Annotated in this window: 13 protein-coding genes; 3 read left to right on the forward strand and 10 right to left on the reverse strand. The window is 57.1% G+C overall.

Going from position 1 to position 14439, the window contains the following annotated elements:
• Window positions 1-152 precede the first annotated feature (152 nt).
• Window positions 153-3275, reverse strand: coding sequence for a bifunctional [glutamate--ammonia ligase]-adenylyl-L-tyrosine phosphorylase/[glutamate--ammonia-ligase] adenylyltransferase (gene glnE / locus ABD890_RS12510; protein WP_345089581.1), 3123 nt, complete (start codon window positions 3273-3275; stop codon window positions 153-155).
• Between the two features lie 477 nt (window positions 3276-3752).
• Here glnE and ABD890_RS12515 point away from each other — a divergent pair, with 477 nt between their 5' ends.
• Window positions 3753-4295 (forward strand): DUF2617 family protein, encoded by a 543-nt coding sequence (locus tag ABD890_RS12515; protein ID WP_345089584.1) that lies wholly within the window; start codon window positions 3753-3755, stop codon window positions 4293-4295.
• Here the strand turns inward: ABD890_RS12515 and ABD890_RS12520 are convergent.
• The 4 genes from ABD890_RS12520 to ABD890_RS12535 form a co-directional block, all read right to left on the reverse strand.
• Window positions 4292-5095 carry an alpha/beta fold hydrolase gene (locus tag ABD890_RS12520; RefSeq protein WP_345089587.1) on the reverse strand — a complete coding sequence of 268 codons (804 nt, stop codon included), beginning with the start codon at window positions 5093-5095 and terminating at the stop codon, window positions 4292-4294. The two genes, ABD890_RS12515 and ABD890_RS12520, sit on opposite strands and share 4 nt — an antisense overlap.
• Window positions 5096-5172: 77 nt before the next feature.
• Window positions 5173-5625: a DUF2752 domain-containing protein gene (locus tag ABD890_RS12525; RefSeq protein ID WP_345089590.1), complete on the reverse strand. Its 453-nt coding sequence runs from the start codon at window positions 5623-5625 to the stop codon at window positions 5173-5175.
• Window positions 5622-7577, reverse strand: coding sequence for a tetratricopeptide repeat protein (locus tag ABD890_RS12530; protein ID WP_345089593.1), 1956 nt, complete (start codon window positions 7575-7577; stop codon window positions 5622-5624). Before ABD890_RS12530 ends, ABD890_RS12525 begins: the two co-directional genes overlap by 4 nt.
• Before the next feature lie 242 nt (window positions 7578-7819).
• Window positions 7820-8260 (reverse strand): response regulator, encoded by a 441-nt coding sequence (locus tag ABD890_RS12535; RefSeq protein ID WP_345089595.1) that lies wholly within the window; start codon window positions 8258-8260, stop codon window positions 7820-7822.
• A gap of 171 nt (window positions 8261-8431) precedes the next feature.
• Here ABD890_RS12535 and ABD890_RS12540 point away from each other — a divergent pair, with 171 nt between their 5' ends.
• Window positions 8432-8872: a hypothetical protein gene (locus ABD890_RS12540; protein ID WP_345089598.1), complete on the forward strand. Its 441-nt coding sequence runs from the start codon at window positions 8432-8434 to the stop codon at window positions 8870-8872.
• A 17-nt stretch (window positions 8873-8889) separates the two neighbouring features.
• On the opposite strand, the gene ABD890_RS12545 is transcribed toward ABD890_RS12540, so the two are convergent.
• The 4 genes from ABD890_RS12545 to ABD890_RS12560 all read right to left on the reverse strand — a co-directional run bounded on the left by ABD890_RS12545 (window position 8890) and on the right by ABD890_RS12560 (window position 11882).
• Entirely contained in the window at window positions 8890-10083 is a 1194-nt protein-coding gene (locus tag ABD890_RS12545) for an FIST signal transduction protein (RefSeq protein ID WP_345089601.1), read from the reverse strand.
• Window positions 10084-10116: 33 nt separating this feature from the next.
• Window positions 10117-10962, reverse strand: a complete 846-nt coding sequence (locus ABD890_RS12550; protein ID WP_345089604.1) for a thiazole synthase — start codon at window positions 10960-10962, stop codon at window positions 10117-10119.
• Window positions 10962-11162 carry a sulfur carrier protein ThiS gene (gene thiS / locus ABD890_RS12555; RefSeq protein WP_345089607.1) on the reverse strand — a complete coding sequence of 67 codons (201 nt, stop codon included), beginning with the start codon at window positions 11160-11162 and terminating at the stop codon, window positions 10962-10964. The genes ABD890_RS12550 and thiS overlap by 1 nt, the downstream gene beginning before the upstream one ends.
• Window positions 11163-11390: 228 nt before the next feature.
• A complete protein-coding gene (locus ABD890_RS12560; RefSeq protein WP_345089611.1) occupies window positions 11391-11882 on the reverse strand; it encodes a hypothetical protein in 492 nt (163 codons plus the stop codon).
• A 550-nt stretch (window positions 11883-12432) separates the two neighbouring features.
• Between ABD890_RS12560 and ABD890_RS12565 the strand changes: the two genes are divergently transcribed.
• Entirely contained in the window at window positions 12433-13929 is a 1497-nt protein-coding gene (locus ABD890_RS12565) for a hypothetical protein (protein WP_345089614.1), read from the forward strand.
• 99 nt (window positions 13930-14028) lie between these two features.
• Here the strand turns inward: ABD890_RS12565 and ABD890_RS12570 are convergent, their stop codons facing one another.
• Entirely contained in the window at window positions 14029-14412 is a 384-nt protein-coding gene (locus ABD890_RS12570) for a CoA-binding protein (RefSeq protein ID WP_345089617.1), read from the reverse strand.
• Window positions 14413-14439: the final 27 nt, after the last annotated feature.

A 14439-nucleotide genomic window follows, 5' to 3' on the forward strand; every position in this document is an offset into this window, starting at 1 on the left:
TATGTGAGCAATCTTTACCTGCCAACCCTAGCTCGGTGGGGATTCCCTCCGATAGGCGGGGCTGCACTGCTAAACGAAGTAGCAGTTGCCGGTAAAATCGCGCAGACATAAAATCGGATGCTGCCTGACAGAGCATTGCGTTAAATGGGCGATTAGCCCTGAGCGGCAGCGGCGAAGATCTGATCGAAGCGTCGACGGGTTTCGCGGGTGAGTTGACGACACTCTTTCAGCAGCGTCGCAGGATCGCTGTAGTCGAGCAGGTAAGCCAGCTTGGCAACTTCAAGCCGTTCTTCCGGCAAGTCGTGCCTTGCGGTTGTGTTCATTAACCGCAAACGTGCTTCCACCATCCGCAGGAATTCGTACGCCTTGTGGAAGAGCTCGTGATCTTCGGTCGAGAGATAGCCCTTCTCGTGCAGCAGTTTAAGGGCGTCGAGCGTGTTGGGGACCAGGATCTCGGGGCTTTGCTCCAGATACTTCATCTGCAACATCTGGACGACAAATTCGATATCGACCGTGCCGCCAGGACCACGCTTGATGTTGTTTCGGGAAGCGCTTTCTTCCAGACGGGCCCGCATCTGGCGGATTTCAACTGCATCCGATGGTTTCCAAGGACGACAGGTGATCGCCTTGCGAATCGTCTTGGTCGCTTCGGCACAGCCTTCTTCCGAACCGAAGATCGGCCGCGCTTTGGTCAGGGCCTGGCGCTCCCAAAGTTCGCCCTGGCCCTTTTCGTGATAGGCCAGAACATCGTCCAGCGTGACCGCCATCGGGCCACTCTTGCCGGTCGGTCGGAGTCGTGGATCGAGTTCGTACAGTCGACCATACGGGCCCAGTTCGTTGACGCTCTTAATGATGCGTTGTCCGAGCTGGCCGAAGAAGTGCTGGTTGGTGGTCGAGCTGGCGCCACGATGGCGAGCGTCGACAACCGTGTTTCCATCTCCTTCGTAAACGAAGATGATGTCGAGATCGCTGTGATAGTTGGGCTCGGCGCCACCGATCTTACCCAGGCCCAGAATGATCAGATCGCAAGGCTTGCCATTGGGTAAACGAGGTTCACCAAAGCGAGCCACCAGCTGGCGATACTCGCGGAAGACGATCTGATGCAAACAAACCTCGGCCACATCCGAAAGCGTTTGCAGTCGGGCGTTCAGGTCTTTGCGTCGCAGAATGTCGAGCACGCCAACCCGCAAGTGCATCAGGTTCTTGAAGCTGTGCAGGATCGGCATGATGTCTTCGGCACCACGGCAGAGCTCGAGCAACATCTGTTCCAGCACGCGGCGGCTGGGAAGTCGATCGAGCATCAACGAGTCCATCAACTCGTCGATCATCCCAGGGTTGCTAATCAAGACGTTCGACAAGTATTGGCTACCGGCACACAGCCGCACGTACAAGTGCAGCGTCGGCAAGTTGGCACTGAACAATTCCCACAGCACTTCTTTGCCGCCGAGCGAATCGCTGACCTGGGAAAGGTTCATCAGCGTCGAGTCAGGATCAGGCGTCTGCGAGATCGCTTCGAGCAACTGCGGAGCGATCGCCGCCAGGAAGTGGCGACAACGACGGGTCGACAAAAAGCGAACTCGTTCGCGCGTCAGCGCCATCAGGTTTTCGTACGCTGCCTTTGGATCGTGAAAGCCAAAGTCGGAAAGGACTTCGTCGATCGCATCGGCTGTTGGTTCAGGGTCCAGCACCAGATCGACTACTGGCGCGGTGACTTCGTCATCCGGGAAAGCGTCGTGCAGCAAGTGATCGAGGATACGACGATTGAGCTCGGTCTTTTCCTGGAAGTCGCTTTCGAACTTGGCGAGTGCTTTGCCTTCGTGATCATCGACATAGCCCATCCGCAGCGCCAGTTTGTTGCGTTCGCGCTGATCGCCTGGCAGCGAGTGCGTTTGCAGGTCGAACATGATCTGCAAACGATGTTCGAGTTTTCGCAGGAAGCTGTAGTGATCTTTCAGGATCGTGCGTTCCTGCAGCGTTAAACAGCCCACTTCTTCCAGGGTGCGAATTCCTTCGAGCGTGTTCTGTGTCCGAATCTGCGGAAGGTCGCCGCCGTTAAGAAGCTGCAGGAACTGAATCACGAACTCGACATCACGAATCCCGCCATGCCCGGTCTTTACGTCGGCATCCGGAGCACCGGCGCCGGTGGCTCGTTTTTCGATCCGTCGCTTGAGTGCCTTGATGCCGGTGATGTCGGCTCGGCTGAGGTAGCGCTGATAGATCCACGGTTCGAGCTTCTGCAGGAAATCTTCCCCCAGGCTCATGTCGCCGGCACATGCACGAGCTTTGACAAAGGCCTGGCGTTCCCAGGTTCGCCCCATGATGTCGTAATAGTGCAACGCCCCTTCCAGATGGTTGATCAGCGGACCCCGACTACCTTCCGGCCGAAGTCGCAGATCGATGCGGTACGGCGTTCCCAGTTCGGTCGGTTCGGTCAGAAGCTTGACCAGACGCTGCCCGACGCGTTCAAAGTATTCTTTGTTGGTGATGCTCCGTTCGCCGTCGGTGTTGCCTTCGCCGTCGTAAAGGAACATCAAATCGATGTCGCTGGAATAATTCAGTTCCGAGCCGCCCAGCTTGCCGAGGGCCAGCACACTGAAGCGTGGCGATGCCGGGCGACCGTTGCGACTCCCTCGTGCCATCGGACTGCCAAACCGCAACGATACCAACGTGCATGCGGCCTGGTAGGCGGCTTCGATCAGGGCGTCGGCCAGAAACGAAATCTGCCGGGTGACGGTCTCGATGTTTTGATTACAGATCAAGTCGCCATAGGCAATGCGAAGTGTCTCGCGGCGTTTGAATCGCCGGAGCGCTTTCATGATGGCTGCTTCTTCGTGCAGCTGAGCGATCTCGGCCACGATCTCGTCGACCAGGTACTGCCGTGCTGCCGGTTGCCCATCGGTGATACGAACCAGTTCGAAGCTTTCCGGATCGGTGATGATTTGATCGGAAAGATTTTGGCTGGAGCTGAAGATGCGGATCAACGTATGCAGTGACGCCGCGTCACGCTCGAACATCGCCGCCAGGCTCAACGGGCTGCGACTGCGGCTGAACAAACGCTCGAGGTTGTTCAACGCCATGTCAGGGTCGCTGCAGGTCGGAAGCGACTCGGCCAACTGTTGGCACAAGAAGGTTTGCAGGTCGATGGGCAGGTTCAAGCGAACGAAGCTATTCAGGTTTTCGCGCCCGCGCGCCGCGTCGACAATCTTCAGTTGCGAAAGCCACTGACTTGCATCCTTCGAATTGTCGGCAAGCTTCGTGAAGTCGGATACGGTCATAGTCGATCGAAAGTGCCGCTCGAGTTAATCACTTGCGGGCTCGTTCGGTGGAGGCTGCCAGGGGCGCGACAGGCAGCGCAACTCCAAGAGAGCACGCGTTATTAGTGGAATTCGTAAACCATTATTCTAAGTCGAAATCGGGCGTTCCGATAGCAAGCAAGCAGGTGCCAGCAACGCAAAAAACTTGACATTCCCGGACCTCGGGATTTCGGTCACACTGATCCATTCCCCAGCCGCACCCGATCGCCGACGACCGCCTCGGGAATGTCCAAAGTCAAGTCCTTGCGAAAAAAAAGGTGCGGTAAATAATCAATTTCAGACACGCCCAAAAACAGTATTCCTCGTAATTTTGTGGCCCGTTTATAATGAAGCTCGCCAAAGCGAACTAAGCTGGATTGAAACCCCGCACCCATTCGCCGCGAGTTGTTTCCGAGATCAGGATGATCTCGCCGTCCTGTTACCGAGAAGGAGTGTTCGTTGCTATCCATCCGTCCCCGCGTTGCCGAGCTGGCCTTCCAGTTGTACACAAGGCCGCTCCACCCAGAGCTGTTCGAGTCGTTTCAAACGCGAACAGTCGAGCGCGGAGGCTATACACTGAAGATGGATATCACCAATTGCGGGCACGTGCTGACCTGGCGTCACGAAGGGCTAACGCTGACCGAAGTGTGTACCTCGGCCCATCAGTCGCTGCCGACCAAACGCCGCATCATGGCGTATCAAATCAAAGGTCGACGGAGTGATCAATTCGAATGCCATGGTGGTATTCGCTATCACACCACCTTCCAGTTGGAAGCGGTTTCTACGAAGCTGTTTCGCATGTGTCAGCGCGAACTGTGCAACGACGAACGCAAAGTCGGCCTCGTGCACGAATTCGATTCGAGCGGCCGCATGACCATGGGCGCGGTCAGCTACATGAATGCCGAGACACGCAATCGAAGTGTCTTCATTCAAGCGTTCCACACCTTCCCCGACGACAACGCGATCGTCAAAACGGAAACCTATTTCCGTTTGCCAGGTTAAGCGGGCAGGCCTTGGCAAAAGGCCAGAATCGCATCACTGGTGGCCGCTGGGTTCTCGACCGGCGGCATATGCCCAGCCGCAGGGATCACCACGAATTGTCCTTCCGGAAGCTGATTGGCGAAGCCTTGCATCTCGGCCACTGGGCTGATGGAATCGGCTTCCCCGCACAACACCAGGACCGGCAAATCGATTTCCGCAAGCCATCCGGTGACATCGGCACGTTGGGCCATGCCACGCTGAGCCGCGGCAACGCCGCGCGGATCTTGCCGCAAGATGATTTCAGTCAGCATGGCGACCACATCGGGACGATGCTCACGCGTCGCCTCGCTGAGCAGCTTGGGTAACATGGCGGCAGGGACACCGCTCATCCCGTTGGCCAACACGCCTTCCGCATTCACGCGACGTGCCCGGGCTTGGATTTCGTCGTCACCAGCGGCCCGTGTATCGAGCAAGATCAAGCGTGCCAGTCGATCAGCGTGTCGCTTCCACATTTGCCAACCGATGTACCCGCCCATGCTCAGTCCGGCGAAAGTGATCGGCTCGGTAATGTCCATCTGGTCGAGGATAGCAATCAAGTCGTCCGCGAAGCGTTCCATCGGAGCGATTTCGCAGAAGCCGCCACTTCCTCCAAAACCTCGTAGGTCTGGGGTAATGACGGTGTGCTGTTGGGCAAGCATCGGAACGACACTGTCCCACATGTGATGGTCCATCGGAAATCCATGCACCAAAACCAGCGGGCTGCCGGCACCATCGGTGTGAACTTGAAACGCCGTGTCGTTGACCTTGATGGTGTGTTGCATCGCTGAAGGATCCGATCCAGGAAGCTAGGAAGTGCATGCATCGATGCATGCAAGGTGAAAAAGAATCTCGAGGCTCGTTAAACGAACTTAGCGCCCCACTGCACCATGACCACGACCGCAATCACGCCCCAATACCAATAGCAAACCACGGTCAGGTTCCAGGGCTTCAGACCACGAGCCAATCGCCAGATCTGGGCGACGCGATAAGGGATCTGAAAAGCAATCATGGCGAACATCAGGATGCCCGCGGGATTGAAGGCCAGCGAAGCACTCAAGTCGCCATCGGCCAGCGAGATAAAGCTGCGCGTCAAACCGCAGCCAGGGCAATCGATGCCTGTTGTACGCTGCATCGCGCATGTCGGGGGAAGTGGAATGTTTAGCCAAGGCAGGACGACATTCGTTGGGCCGTCGATGGTCAGCAGAAACGACGCGGTCGTGATGCTAAGGCCGACGGCCAGCATCATCACATGAAACGTCCACTTCGACCGCTCGTTCGCCTTGGGCAGCGGAACTGCTACCGATGAACTCACAGCTTGCCCTTCTGATCGTATTCCGGGAAATGCGTGTCAGGACTCGGCGGCAATTCGATCGGTTCATAGTCGATGCCGTTCTCTTCGCACTTCTTGGCGAACTCGAGGTACTTGTCGCGAATCATGCCTGAGTGAGGCATCTTGAGCGCTGCCAGTCGTTGGTATTTGACAGCCGAGCCCCAGTCTTTTTTCGCTTCGAAGCAGTGGGCCAAGGTATCGAGATATGCCCCGTTGCCCGGGTCCATTTCGAGCGAAAGCTGGCTTGCCTCAACAGCATGGTCGAAGTCGCCGTACGTATTGCAGACCAGCCACGAGTACTGATTGCAGTACTGAGCCATCTGGGTTCCCTGCGTTCCCATGAAGTCGTCGCCGCGACTGTTCTGCTTGAAGATCTCGTACTGCTTCTGAAACTTCTCGACGAAAGGCTTGTAGAACTCGATCGTGTGATCGATGTGCTCTTTGGCCTTGGCCTTCCACATGTCGTCTTGCTGGCCGATACGATATGCGGCGATCAATACGTCCGCTTCGTCTTCGTAATATTTCAGCGCCTTGTCGATGTCTTTCTTCGCGGCGGCCAGGTCCCCTTTGCGTTCGGCGGCGGTGGCTCGGAACAAGTAACTTCGAGCGAGGAAACGCGAGGCCCGTTCGTCGCGGTCGGCGTCGATCGGATTCTTAGGACCGAACTGTTTTTCCGCTTGTTCCACCCATGGCCACATCACATCTGCGGCGGCCTGAGGATCGCCCAAATCGTTCTCGAGTTCCGCCAATTGCATTCGCGAAAGCATCGAACTGATGTCCATCACATCGAGACGATCGAGCAGCGTGCGATATTCCTTGCGGCTCCAGCGGAACGTTCCGCGATCGGCCAGCGATTGAGCGGTGAGGTAATGGCTGTCGTCCGAGTCCGGGTCAAGCTGCAGCGCGGCGTCGGCGTACTTGTTGGCCAGCTCGATGTTGTCTTGCACCAGCTCCGATTCCGCGAGCAGATAAAGAAGCGAAGCATTGCGGCCGAAGACGCCACCAATCGGAACATCGTCCGCAGCGGCCATGTTCTTCGCATGGAACTGGGCCAGTTCGCCCACCACCGATGGACCTTTGCGATCGAGGAACCAGGTCGTCAGGTCGAGCAGTTCGCTCTCCGAGAATTTGACGCTGATGCGGATCACGTCCTGCATCGCTGCCAAGGCTTCTTCCTGCTTCCCTTGCTGACGCAATTGATCGACTTGCCATCGCACCAGTTCGAGCACAACTTGCTGGCTGGTCAGCGCCGGACGGGTGGTGAAAAGTTCGATCTCGTCCGAGACCTGTTTCTCCCACTGGGCAACCGCTTGCTGAGGATTGGTGAGGCTCAACTGAAAGACCTTCAGCCAGCGTGGCCCGACGCGGGGGCTCTCGCCGACACGTTCGGTGATGATCTCTGAGATTTGCTTCTTCTCGGTGTCGGAAGTGCTTTGAAACTGGATCGAAGCTGCCAGGGCTGCTTCTTTCGATAAGACTTCGGAAACATCGTAGCGGGCAATGCGGCAGAGCGCGCTCAAGGCATCCAGTGAATGGAGTCGGCCCAGCTCGCCGATCCGACTGCGGCGGTTCTCGACATTCAAGGTTCCGTAGCGATTGAGATACGAATTGACCTCGTCCGTGAATTCGGGGCGGGTCCATTCGATTTCGACGCTGCGAATCAAATACTGAGCGCGGCCGGCGATTTCGAGGTCGGGGTCACGCATCGCGCCGAACAACTGGTCAAACGCCGTGATCCCCATGCGAGCAAGTTCCGATTGAGCACGCTCGCGCACGACAAAGTGACGATCGCCCAGTTGCGCGATCAACTCACGCACCTTCTCCGGAGCCGGCGCGTTGGTGGCTTGTGCGTGCGTCTCTTGGGTTGCCCACGGTCCGAAGAGCGACAAACCGAGCGCGACGGTCAAAAGACCCAACCGAAAATTCCAAGGCATTGAATATTCCTCGCCAAGATGAAGGGGACCTTCTTTAGGATACCCCTCCAGGCAAGCGCGAAACAAGGCAAGAGTTCGAACACGCAGCGGATCGACGGTCATTCTGCGCGAATTCATACGCGATGATTGCCACAGAGGACGCCGCCCGTGCGAGGGGGAAGTGACTGATTTGGCCCAGAGGTGTCCAGGGCTCTCGATCGGCCCGGACACGTTGCATTCGGCGAGAAAACCACTGGCAGCGCTTAGCCGCGGCTGTTTTCCATCTGTTCGATGTATTGGCGAAGACGTTCGTTTTCGTTCTCGACATTCTTCAGACGCAGCATGTTTTCGACACGCTTGGTCAGTTCGATCCGATTAACCGGCTTCGACAGGAAGTCGTCGGTCCCAGCGGCCACGGCTCGTTCGATGTCGCCCAGCTCGTTCAATGCCGTAACCATAAGGATCATAATACCTTTGGTCGCGGGGTCAGCCTTCAACTGCTTGCAGACTTCAAAGCCGCTCAGCTTGGGCATCATGACGTCCAGCAGGATCAAATCGGGCTGGAAACTGGCCACTTTGTCGAGCGTATCTTGCCCGTTCACTGCGATTTCCGTATCGCAATCGATATTAGCCAGATAGGCCTCTAGCAGTTCGATGTTCGACTGGTTGTCGTCGGCAATCAAGATTTTGTAGCTGTCCGACATGGCACTCCTCAGCAAGTCCCCAGGGGGCAATTCAATTCCGTGATTATAGAAGGCAATCCGATCGGCGGAAACGGCGTATCGCCAGTTGGTTACGTAATCTGGTTGAGGTTTCCTCGGGCGTAATTAGGCTGGAATGTAGACCTTAGCCCCAGTATTTGAGGATCCCTCGCCGTGGACTACCGCCTTCTGATTCGCATCCCGACTGCCCTGATCGTATTGTCGAAGATGCTGTTCGTATTTTGTATCGTCGCCCAGGCCCAAAGTCCTTCGCCCGTTTCGTCGGCGATCGAGGCGGCCCGGCTGCGGATCAAGCTGTACGAAGGGCAGGAATATCCGCTGGCTCGTCGACTGCTGAACTCGAAGATCACCGTCGCCAAAGCTCAGGCCGATTCGCTGCAGCGTCAACGTGACGAATACGAGCAGTTCACCAAGTTCAAATACTCGGCCCCTCTCTTCGGTCAGCTCGAACATGTGAAAGTGGCACAAGTCGAAGCAGCCGAATCGCTCAAGAATTTGAACGAGGAAAAGGCTCTCCTCGAACGTTTCCATCAGGATCGTATGCGGTTGCTGGAGTTGGAGCTCAAGGTGCTGGAATTGAGCGTGGCCCCTTAGAACGCAGCGATCGCGTTCTAGCTTTCTTCAATCGGTTCCAGCAGAGCGACACTTGCCGTGAAGCCATGCAGGAAATTCTTCCCACCCACCGGGCCGATCTCGCCGGCAGCAAAAAAGCCTGCGTTCGGAATCTGGCCGAAGGCGTTGGACAAGCAGGTCGCGTCATGATGCGGTTCGCTAAACAAACGCGTTCCGCGACCATTGCAGGTAAAGGTCAGCACCGACTTCGGACTCGATCCGCTCTTCTTCATCTCGGCGGAAAGTTGCTTCAATTCGGCCGAGGCGGAAAACTCGTCGCGAACATGGAACTGGACCGTCTGGCCCGGCTTCACGTAGTCGCCAATCATCAGCGAGCCGGTCTCGCGTTCGATGCCAACCACGTTTCGCACGATGAAATCGCCCTGGCTGCGATCGGACTGGTATTCGTCGACGACGCGGCCGATGTGCAGGCCACGGCTGACCAGTTGCTGATCGGTCACGGGCAGTGTTTTGTAGATCGCTTCGAGCTGCTTCAGAGCTGGGTGGCCACCTAGTTCTTCGATCACATTGCGTTCCGCCTTGGTGATTACAAATGGATCGCCAATCGGTCGGCAGCCTTGCGAGACAATCGTGCGGACACGAACGTTGCCATGCAGGTAGACCAGCACGCAGCCACTTTCCAGCACCTTGTCTCCCAGGATCAAACGATTCTCGCCTGGTTGATAGCTGCCACTGGCGATGCCCCCGATCACCGGGACACCTTGTTGGTCCTCGTTGACGCGTTCCAACAGCAGGTCAGCCGGAAAGCTGAATGGTTCCGACAACGCAATTGTCGCGGCATCGGCAGGCCACTGAGCCGGCAGTTCATCCGACCAACCGACAATCGAACCACCATCAGGCGTGCGTTGGAATTCGAGATGCATCGGCAGAATGGTTGTGCCCGGCAAGTGCGCCAGCCACAAGCTGATGGCCGGGGTATCTTCCGCTTCGCGTCCTTCGCCGACGATCGACTCGGCCGTGCAGCCCAGCAGGTTGTTGGTACCCAGCAGTCGCGTCAGTTCTTTGGCGACCGTTTCAATGTGCGGGGCGTGATGGGGCGAAACGAATACGAATGCCAGGTCGACCGGAGCTGCCAATTGGTCGAGGGCCTGACGAACGGCTTCTGCCAAGGCTTCTTCCGTCGTATCGTGGACCGACAAGGCCGCGGCAAACTTGGGTTGCGGCTGCTGCATGATAGATATCTAAGCTCGGTTGGAGTGGGGCGATTACTGGTGGCGAGTGCGGCCGATCACGCCGTCTTCAGGGCTGCTCGCCGAAGCGTACAAGCGGCGTGGAATGCGTCCCGACTGGAACGCCAGGCGACCGGCTTCGGTGGCATGACGCATGGAGTGAGCCATCCGGACTGGATCCTTGGCATGGGCGATGGCGGTGTTCAGCAGCACACCATCGACTCCCAGTTCCATCGCAAACGCAACGTCGCTGGCCGTGCCAACACCGGCGTCGACAATCACCGGGTAGTCGGGGTCTTCCCCTTTGAGGTATTCGAGACAGATGCGAATGTTGTTCGGGTTCAAGATGCCCTGGCCCGAGCCGATCGGACTTCCGGCAGGCATCACGGCGGTGGCGCCGACTTCTTTCAATCGCTTGGCGATCACGGGATCGTCGGTCGTGTAGCAAAGGACCTGAAAACCAAGTTCGACCAACTGCTCGCACGCCAACACGGTTTCAACCGGGTCTGGCAGCAGCGTCTTGGTATCGGCCAGGACTTCCAGCTTCACCCAGTCGGCGCCAGGGTTCTCGAGCCCGAGTAAGATCTCACGGCCAAGCTTGGCGGTTCGGACCGCATCGCGGGCGTTGTAACAGCCGGCCGTGTTGGGCAGCAGCGTGTAGCGATGGAAATCGATGTAATCCAAAAGGTTACGACCGGTCGGATCGTAAAGACGTTCGCGACGAACGGCGACCGTCACGCATTCGCTTCCGGAAGCTTCCAGCGACTGCTGCATCAGCTCCAGCGTGTCGTACTTGCCGGTCCCGACGATCAGCCGGCTGCTAAGCGTGTGGGTACCCAGGACCAAAGGCGCATCGTAGGCATTGGTTTCCGCGAGACTCATTAACCACCTCCTACGAGCGTGACGACTTCCAACTGATCCCCATCGGTAAGTTGATGGCTGGCGTGCTCATCACGTGGGATCAGTTCCAGGTTGACTTCCACGGCGATGAACTTGGGGTTGAGGGACAGCGTTTCGATGACGTCGGCGATGGTCGAACCAGCCGGAACGTCGCGTTCCTCTTCATTAATGCGTATTTTCATGGGGCTCTCAGTCGGGCGATCGGCCTTGCCTGCAAAGAAAACCGACCTTCTCGGGCGGATGGCAAGCCTTTTTTCAGTTTACGACGGGAGGCTTTCTCCCGACAACCGGCTGGCACGTGACGCGATCGGTTTTCCCGCAGGAATTCAGTGGCAAACCCAAAACAAAGGAAGCCCGCTTCGGTGGGGAAGCGGGCTTCTGTGAAGTGCATCGGTCGCGGATCGATCCAACTAGTTACGGATCATCACGTTACGAGCCGTGCCGGTATCCAGCAGAATCAGCGATCCTTGCTGAGCCGAGCCACGAGCGGCCACGCTACGCTGCCATGGCACACCGTAAACCGCGATACGACCGGTAGTTGAGTCGATGACGTACACCACGCAGTCGCCCGGTCTGGTGTTGCCGGCTTGACCTGGGAACGAGGCGGCACCGGTCAGAAGCATGAAGTTTGGCTTCTTAGTGGCGTCGACACCGAGATCGTTCAGGATGTTGTTACGAAACAAGCCCGCGAACTTGGTTGTGCGGCCGTTGAGCACGGCACACTGCAAATCGCCGGTCAGGGTATCCAGCGTAAACAGGCCTTCCATTTCCTCGTCGATTCGGCCAGTCGCGGCACACATGGTTTCGCTCCAGGTGCTGGCGGTGGCGTTGACGGGGATTTCAATGCCAGGGCTTCGCAGCTGAAGGCCCACGGTCAAACCAGCGATAACGAGCGTCGTCATGACGCTTCCCACCGCGAAACTTGCTAGCCAGAAACGAGTTGTCGAATCAAGCTTCATGAATTGAGTCCTCTAAGGGGTCCGGCAAATGGGAGGAAAGGTTGGCCCGAAGTTGGCTTTGCGTCACGATCTGGGAAAGATCGGCAAGCGACGTAACCAAAGCCCAAAATCGCCTAACGCTGGCGTCAGTGCCCTAACTAACCGACATCGTACGTGCTTTCTCCCTAATGTGCCATAGATAAGTTGTCCCTTGTCCGCAGTCGATCGCTGGTCTTGGGGTGAAGAGGGTAGGCAATCGGCAGGCTGGTGTTTGGCGGACTCTTTCGGTCCTTGTGTTTTTGCCGGAAATGCGTAATCTTCTTGAGGTTACGAACGCCCAGTGGCTCCCGGAAACTTCTTGCTTTTCCTGGGAAACTCGACCTCGCTTGGGCTTGGAATCGGGCATTGAATTGGTTGATAATAGTAGCTGCCAATTCAAGCTCGGGCCGAGACTATCCGTTTCGGCCTCGCGACGCGAACCTTAACCTACGTCGATCACCAACCCAATCGCCTAATGCGCGAGATTCTCTTTCAATACGAAAGCGTCAACCCGACGACTTGGGCTTACCTGTCGTCGCTGCTGGTGATCGGCCTATTCTTCAAATTCAACCGCGTCTGGAGCGTTCGCAATCTGGACGTTCTGTTGATTATCGGCCTGGCACCCGGGCTGCTGATGACCTACTTCGGTCAGCAAAGCATCAACCGGGCCACCAGTATTCCGGCTGTCGCCGCGGAAACCGCGCCTTTGATACCGAAGCTCGACGCCGACCCACCTGCCGTAGGACCGGTGGCCGTCGCCGAGCCTGACGAAGAGGATGATGAAAAGCCGTCTCGCCAGGAACTGCTCCAGATCGGAAAGACCCTGGAGAAAGCAGGTTACATCTGGCTCTTCGGTCTCAGTGGACTGATTGTGATCCGGCTGTTTGTCGATCCGACGATGGTCCGGCGACCGATGCTCGAGCCCAATCTGACGATCGGCGGGATGGTGTTCATCACCTGCGCGCTGTTCATCTTCTTGATGACCAATATCATCGTGGGTCGCCCGTCGGATGCCGACATGCGCGGCGTACGCGAGGCATCGAAAAGCAGCCCGAAGGAAGTGGAAGAGTCGCTTCGTCATTTCGGGCCTGGCTATCGCATGCTACTGCTGGTGCCGCGAATTCCGACCTATCAGTTGGCCCAGCAAGGCGAGCCGACCGATTTGGAGACGAACGAGAAAATCACCATCATCGTGACCAAAACGGTGGCGATTCTGGCGAATATGGCCCTGATCGCTGGCATCGTACTGGTGGGCTACCGTCACTTCGACAACATTAAGATGGGTGTCGGGGCGGCGATGTTCTACTTCCTGCTGCCTTACGCCGCGGTCTATACCGGGCGAATCGATCACGTCATGCCGGCGGCGCTGCTGGTGTGGGCGATCTTCTTCTATCGCACGCCGTTGGTCTCTGGGATTTTCATGGGATTGGCGATCGGAACGTTGTATTACCCGCTGTTTCTGCTGCCGCTGTGGTTCAGCTATTATTGGGAACGTGGTCGTGCTCGCTTCCTGATTGGCGTGGTGTCGACGCTGTTGGTGCTGACGTTGTCGCTCGCATTGACGTCATCCGACTTCGATATGTTCCTCAACCAGTTCCGGGCGATGTTCGGTTTGTGGTTGCCACGTGACGAAGGTTACACGGGCTTCTGGAACTATTACTTCAACTCGAATGCCTACCGAATTCCGGTTCTCGCGGCGTTTGGTGTCGTGTCGATTGCCTTTGCAATTTGGCCGGCCCAGAAGAATCTTGGCACGCTGCTAAGCTGCACGGCTGGCTTGATGTTGGCCGCCCAGTTCTGGCATGCCAACGACGGTACGACCTACATCGCCTGGTATATGCCGCTGATGCTGCTAACGATCTTCCGACCGAATCTGGAAGATCGCGTCGCCCTCCGAGTGATTGGCGAAGGTTGGCTGAAGCGGCCAGGTTCCGGCACCGCCGCCGGTGGCGAAGAGAAGCAGGCCGCTTAGTCCCCTGCCCTGATTTCGCCAAGAGTTCCCCTCGAAATGCAAAATGGCCACGTTATTCAACGTGGCCACTTCTGTTGAACGGTTCTGCTTTCGCAACCGCTACTCGAATGCGGTCGGCGTGACGCCTACGTCAACGATGCTGCAGGCCTGAATCGGTGTGATTCCCCGTTCGCGAGCCGCTTGCAGAAGCTCGTTGCTTTCGCTGCCAGGATTGAAAAACACTTCCTTGGCTGGCTTCGAGGCGATATCCGAAACCATCTTCATTCCCACCGCTGGCGGCACATAAATGCTAATACGATCCAACTGCTCGACAGGGATGTCTCTCAAAGACTTGTAAACCTTCAGGCCTTCGATCTCACCACCCTTGGGATTGACGGGGTAAACATCGTACCCGCGCTGCAAGTGCGCCCGTACGGATTTGTTACCGTACTTGGAACGCTCAGAGCTTGCACCCAGGATCGCCACAGTTGGCTTCGAAATCATTTGCGTTCTCCTTAGAGATTGGGGGGA

Source organism: Bremerella cremea (assembly GCF_039541315.1).
Classification (GTDB): domain Bacteria; phylum Planctomycetota; class Planctomycetia; order Pirellulales; family Pirellulaceae; genus Bremerella; species Bremerella cremea.

What these genes read in the sequence shown, in the direction of transcription:
- ABD890_RS12520 (WP_345089587.1), bottom strand. Translation starts at nt 5,095, where the DNA reads ATGCAACACACCATCAAGGTCAACGACACGGCGTTTCAAGTTCACACC.
- ABD890_RS12565 (WP_345089614.1), top strand. Translation starts at nt 12,433, where the DNA reads ATGCGCGAGATTCTCTTTCAATACGAAAGCGTCAACCCGACGACTTGG.
- ABD890_RS12530 (WP_345089593.1), bottom strand. Translation starts at nt 7,577, where the DNA reads ATGCCTTGGAATTTTCGGTTGGGTCTTTTGACCGTCGCGCTCGGTTTG.
- ABD890_RS12570 (WP_345089617.1), bottom strand. Translation starts at nt 14,412, where the DNA reads ATGATTTCGAAGCCAACTGTGGCGATCCTGGGTGCAAGCTCTGAGCGT.
- ABD890_RS12535 (WP_345089595.1), bottom strand. Translation starts at nt 8,260, where the DNA reads ATGTCGGACAGCTACAAAATCTTGATTGCCGACGACAACCAGTCGAAC.
- ABD890_RS12550 (WP_345089604.1), bottom strand. Translation starts at nt 10,962, where the DNA reads ATGAGTCTCGCGGAAACCAATGCCTACGATGCGCCTTTGGTCCTGGGT.
- glnE (WP_345089581.1), bottom strand. Translation starts at nt 3,275, where the DNA reads ATGACCGTATCCGACTTCACGAAGCTTGCCGACAATTCGAAGGATGCA.
- ABD890_RS12545 (WP_345089601.1), bottom strand. Translation starts at nt 10,083, where the DNA reads ATGCAGCAGCCGCAACCCAAGTTTGCCGCGGCCTTGTCGGTCCACGAT.
- thiS (WP_345089607.1), bottom strand. Translation starts at nt 11,162, where the DNA reads ATGAAAATACGCATTAATGAAGAGGAACGCGACGTTCCGGCTGGTTCG.
- ABD890_RS12560 (WP_345089611.1), bottom strand. Translation starts at nt 11,882, where the DNA reads ATGACGACGCTCGTTATCGCTGGTTTGACCGTGGGCCTTCAGCTGCGA.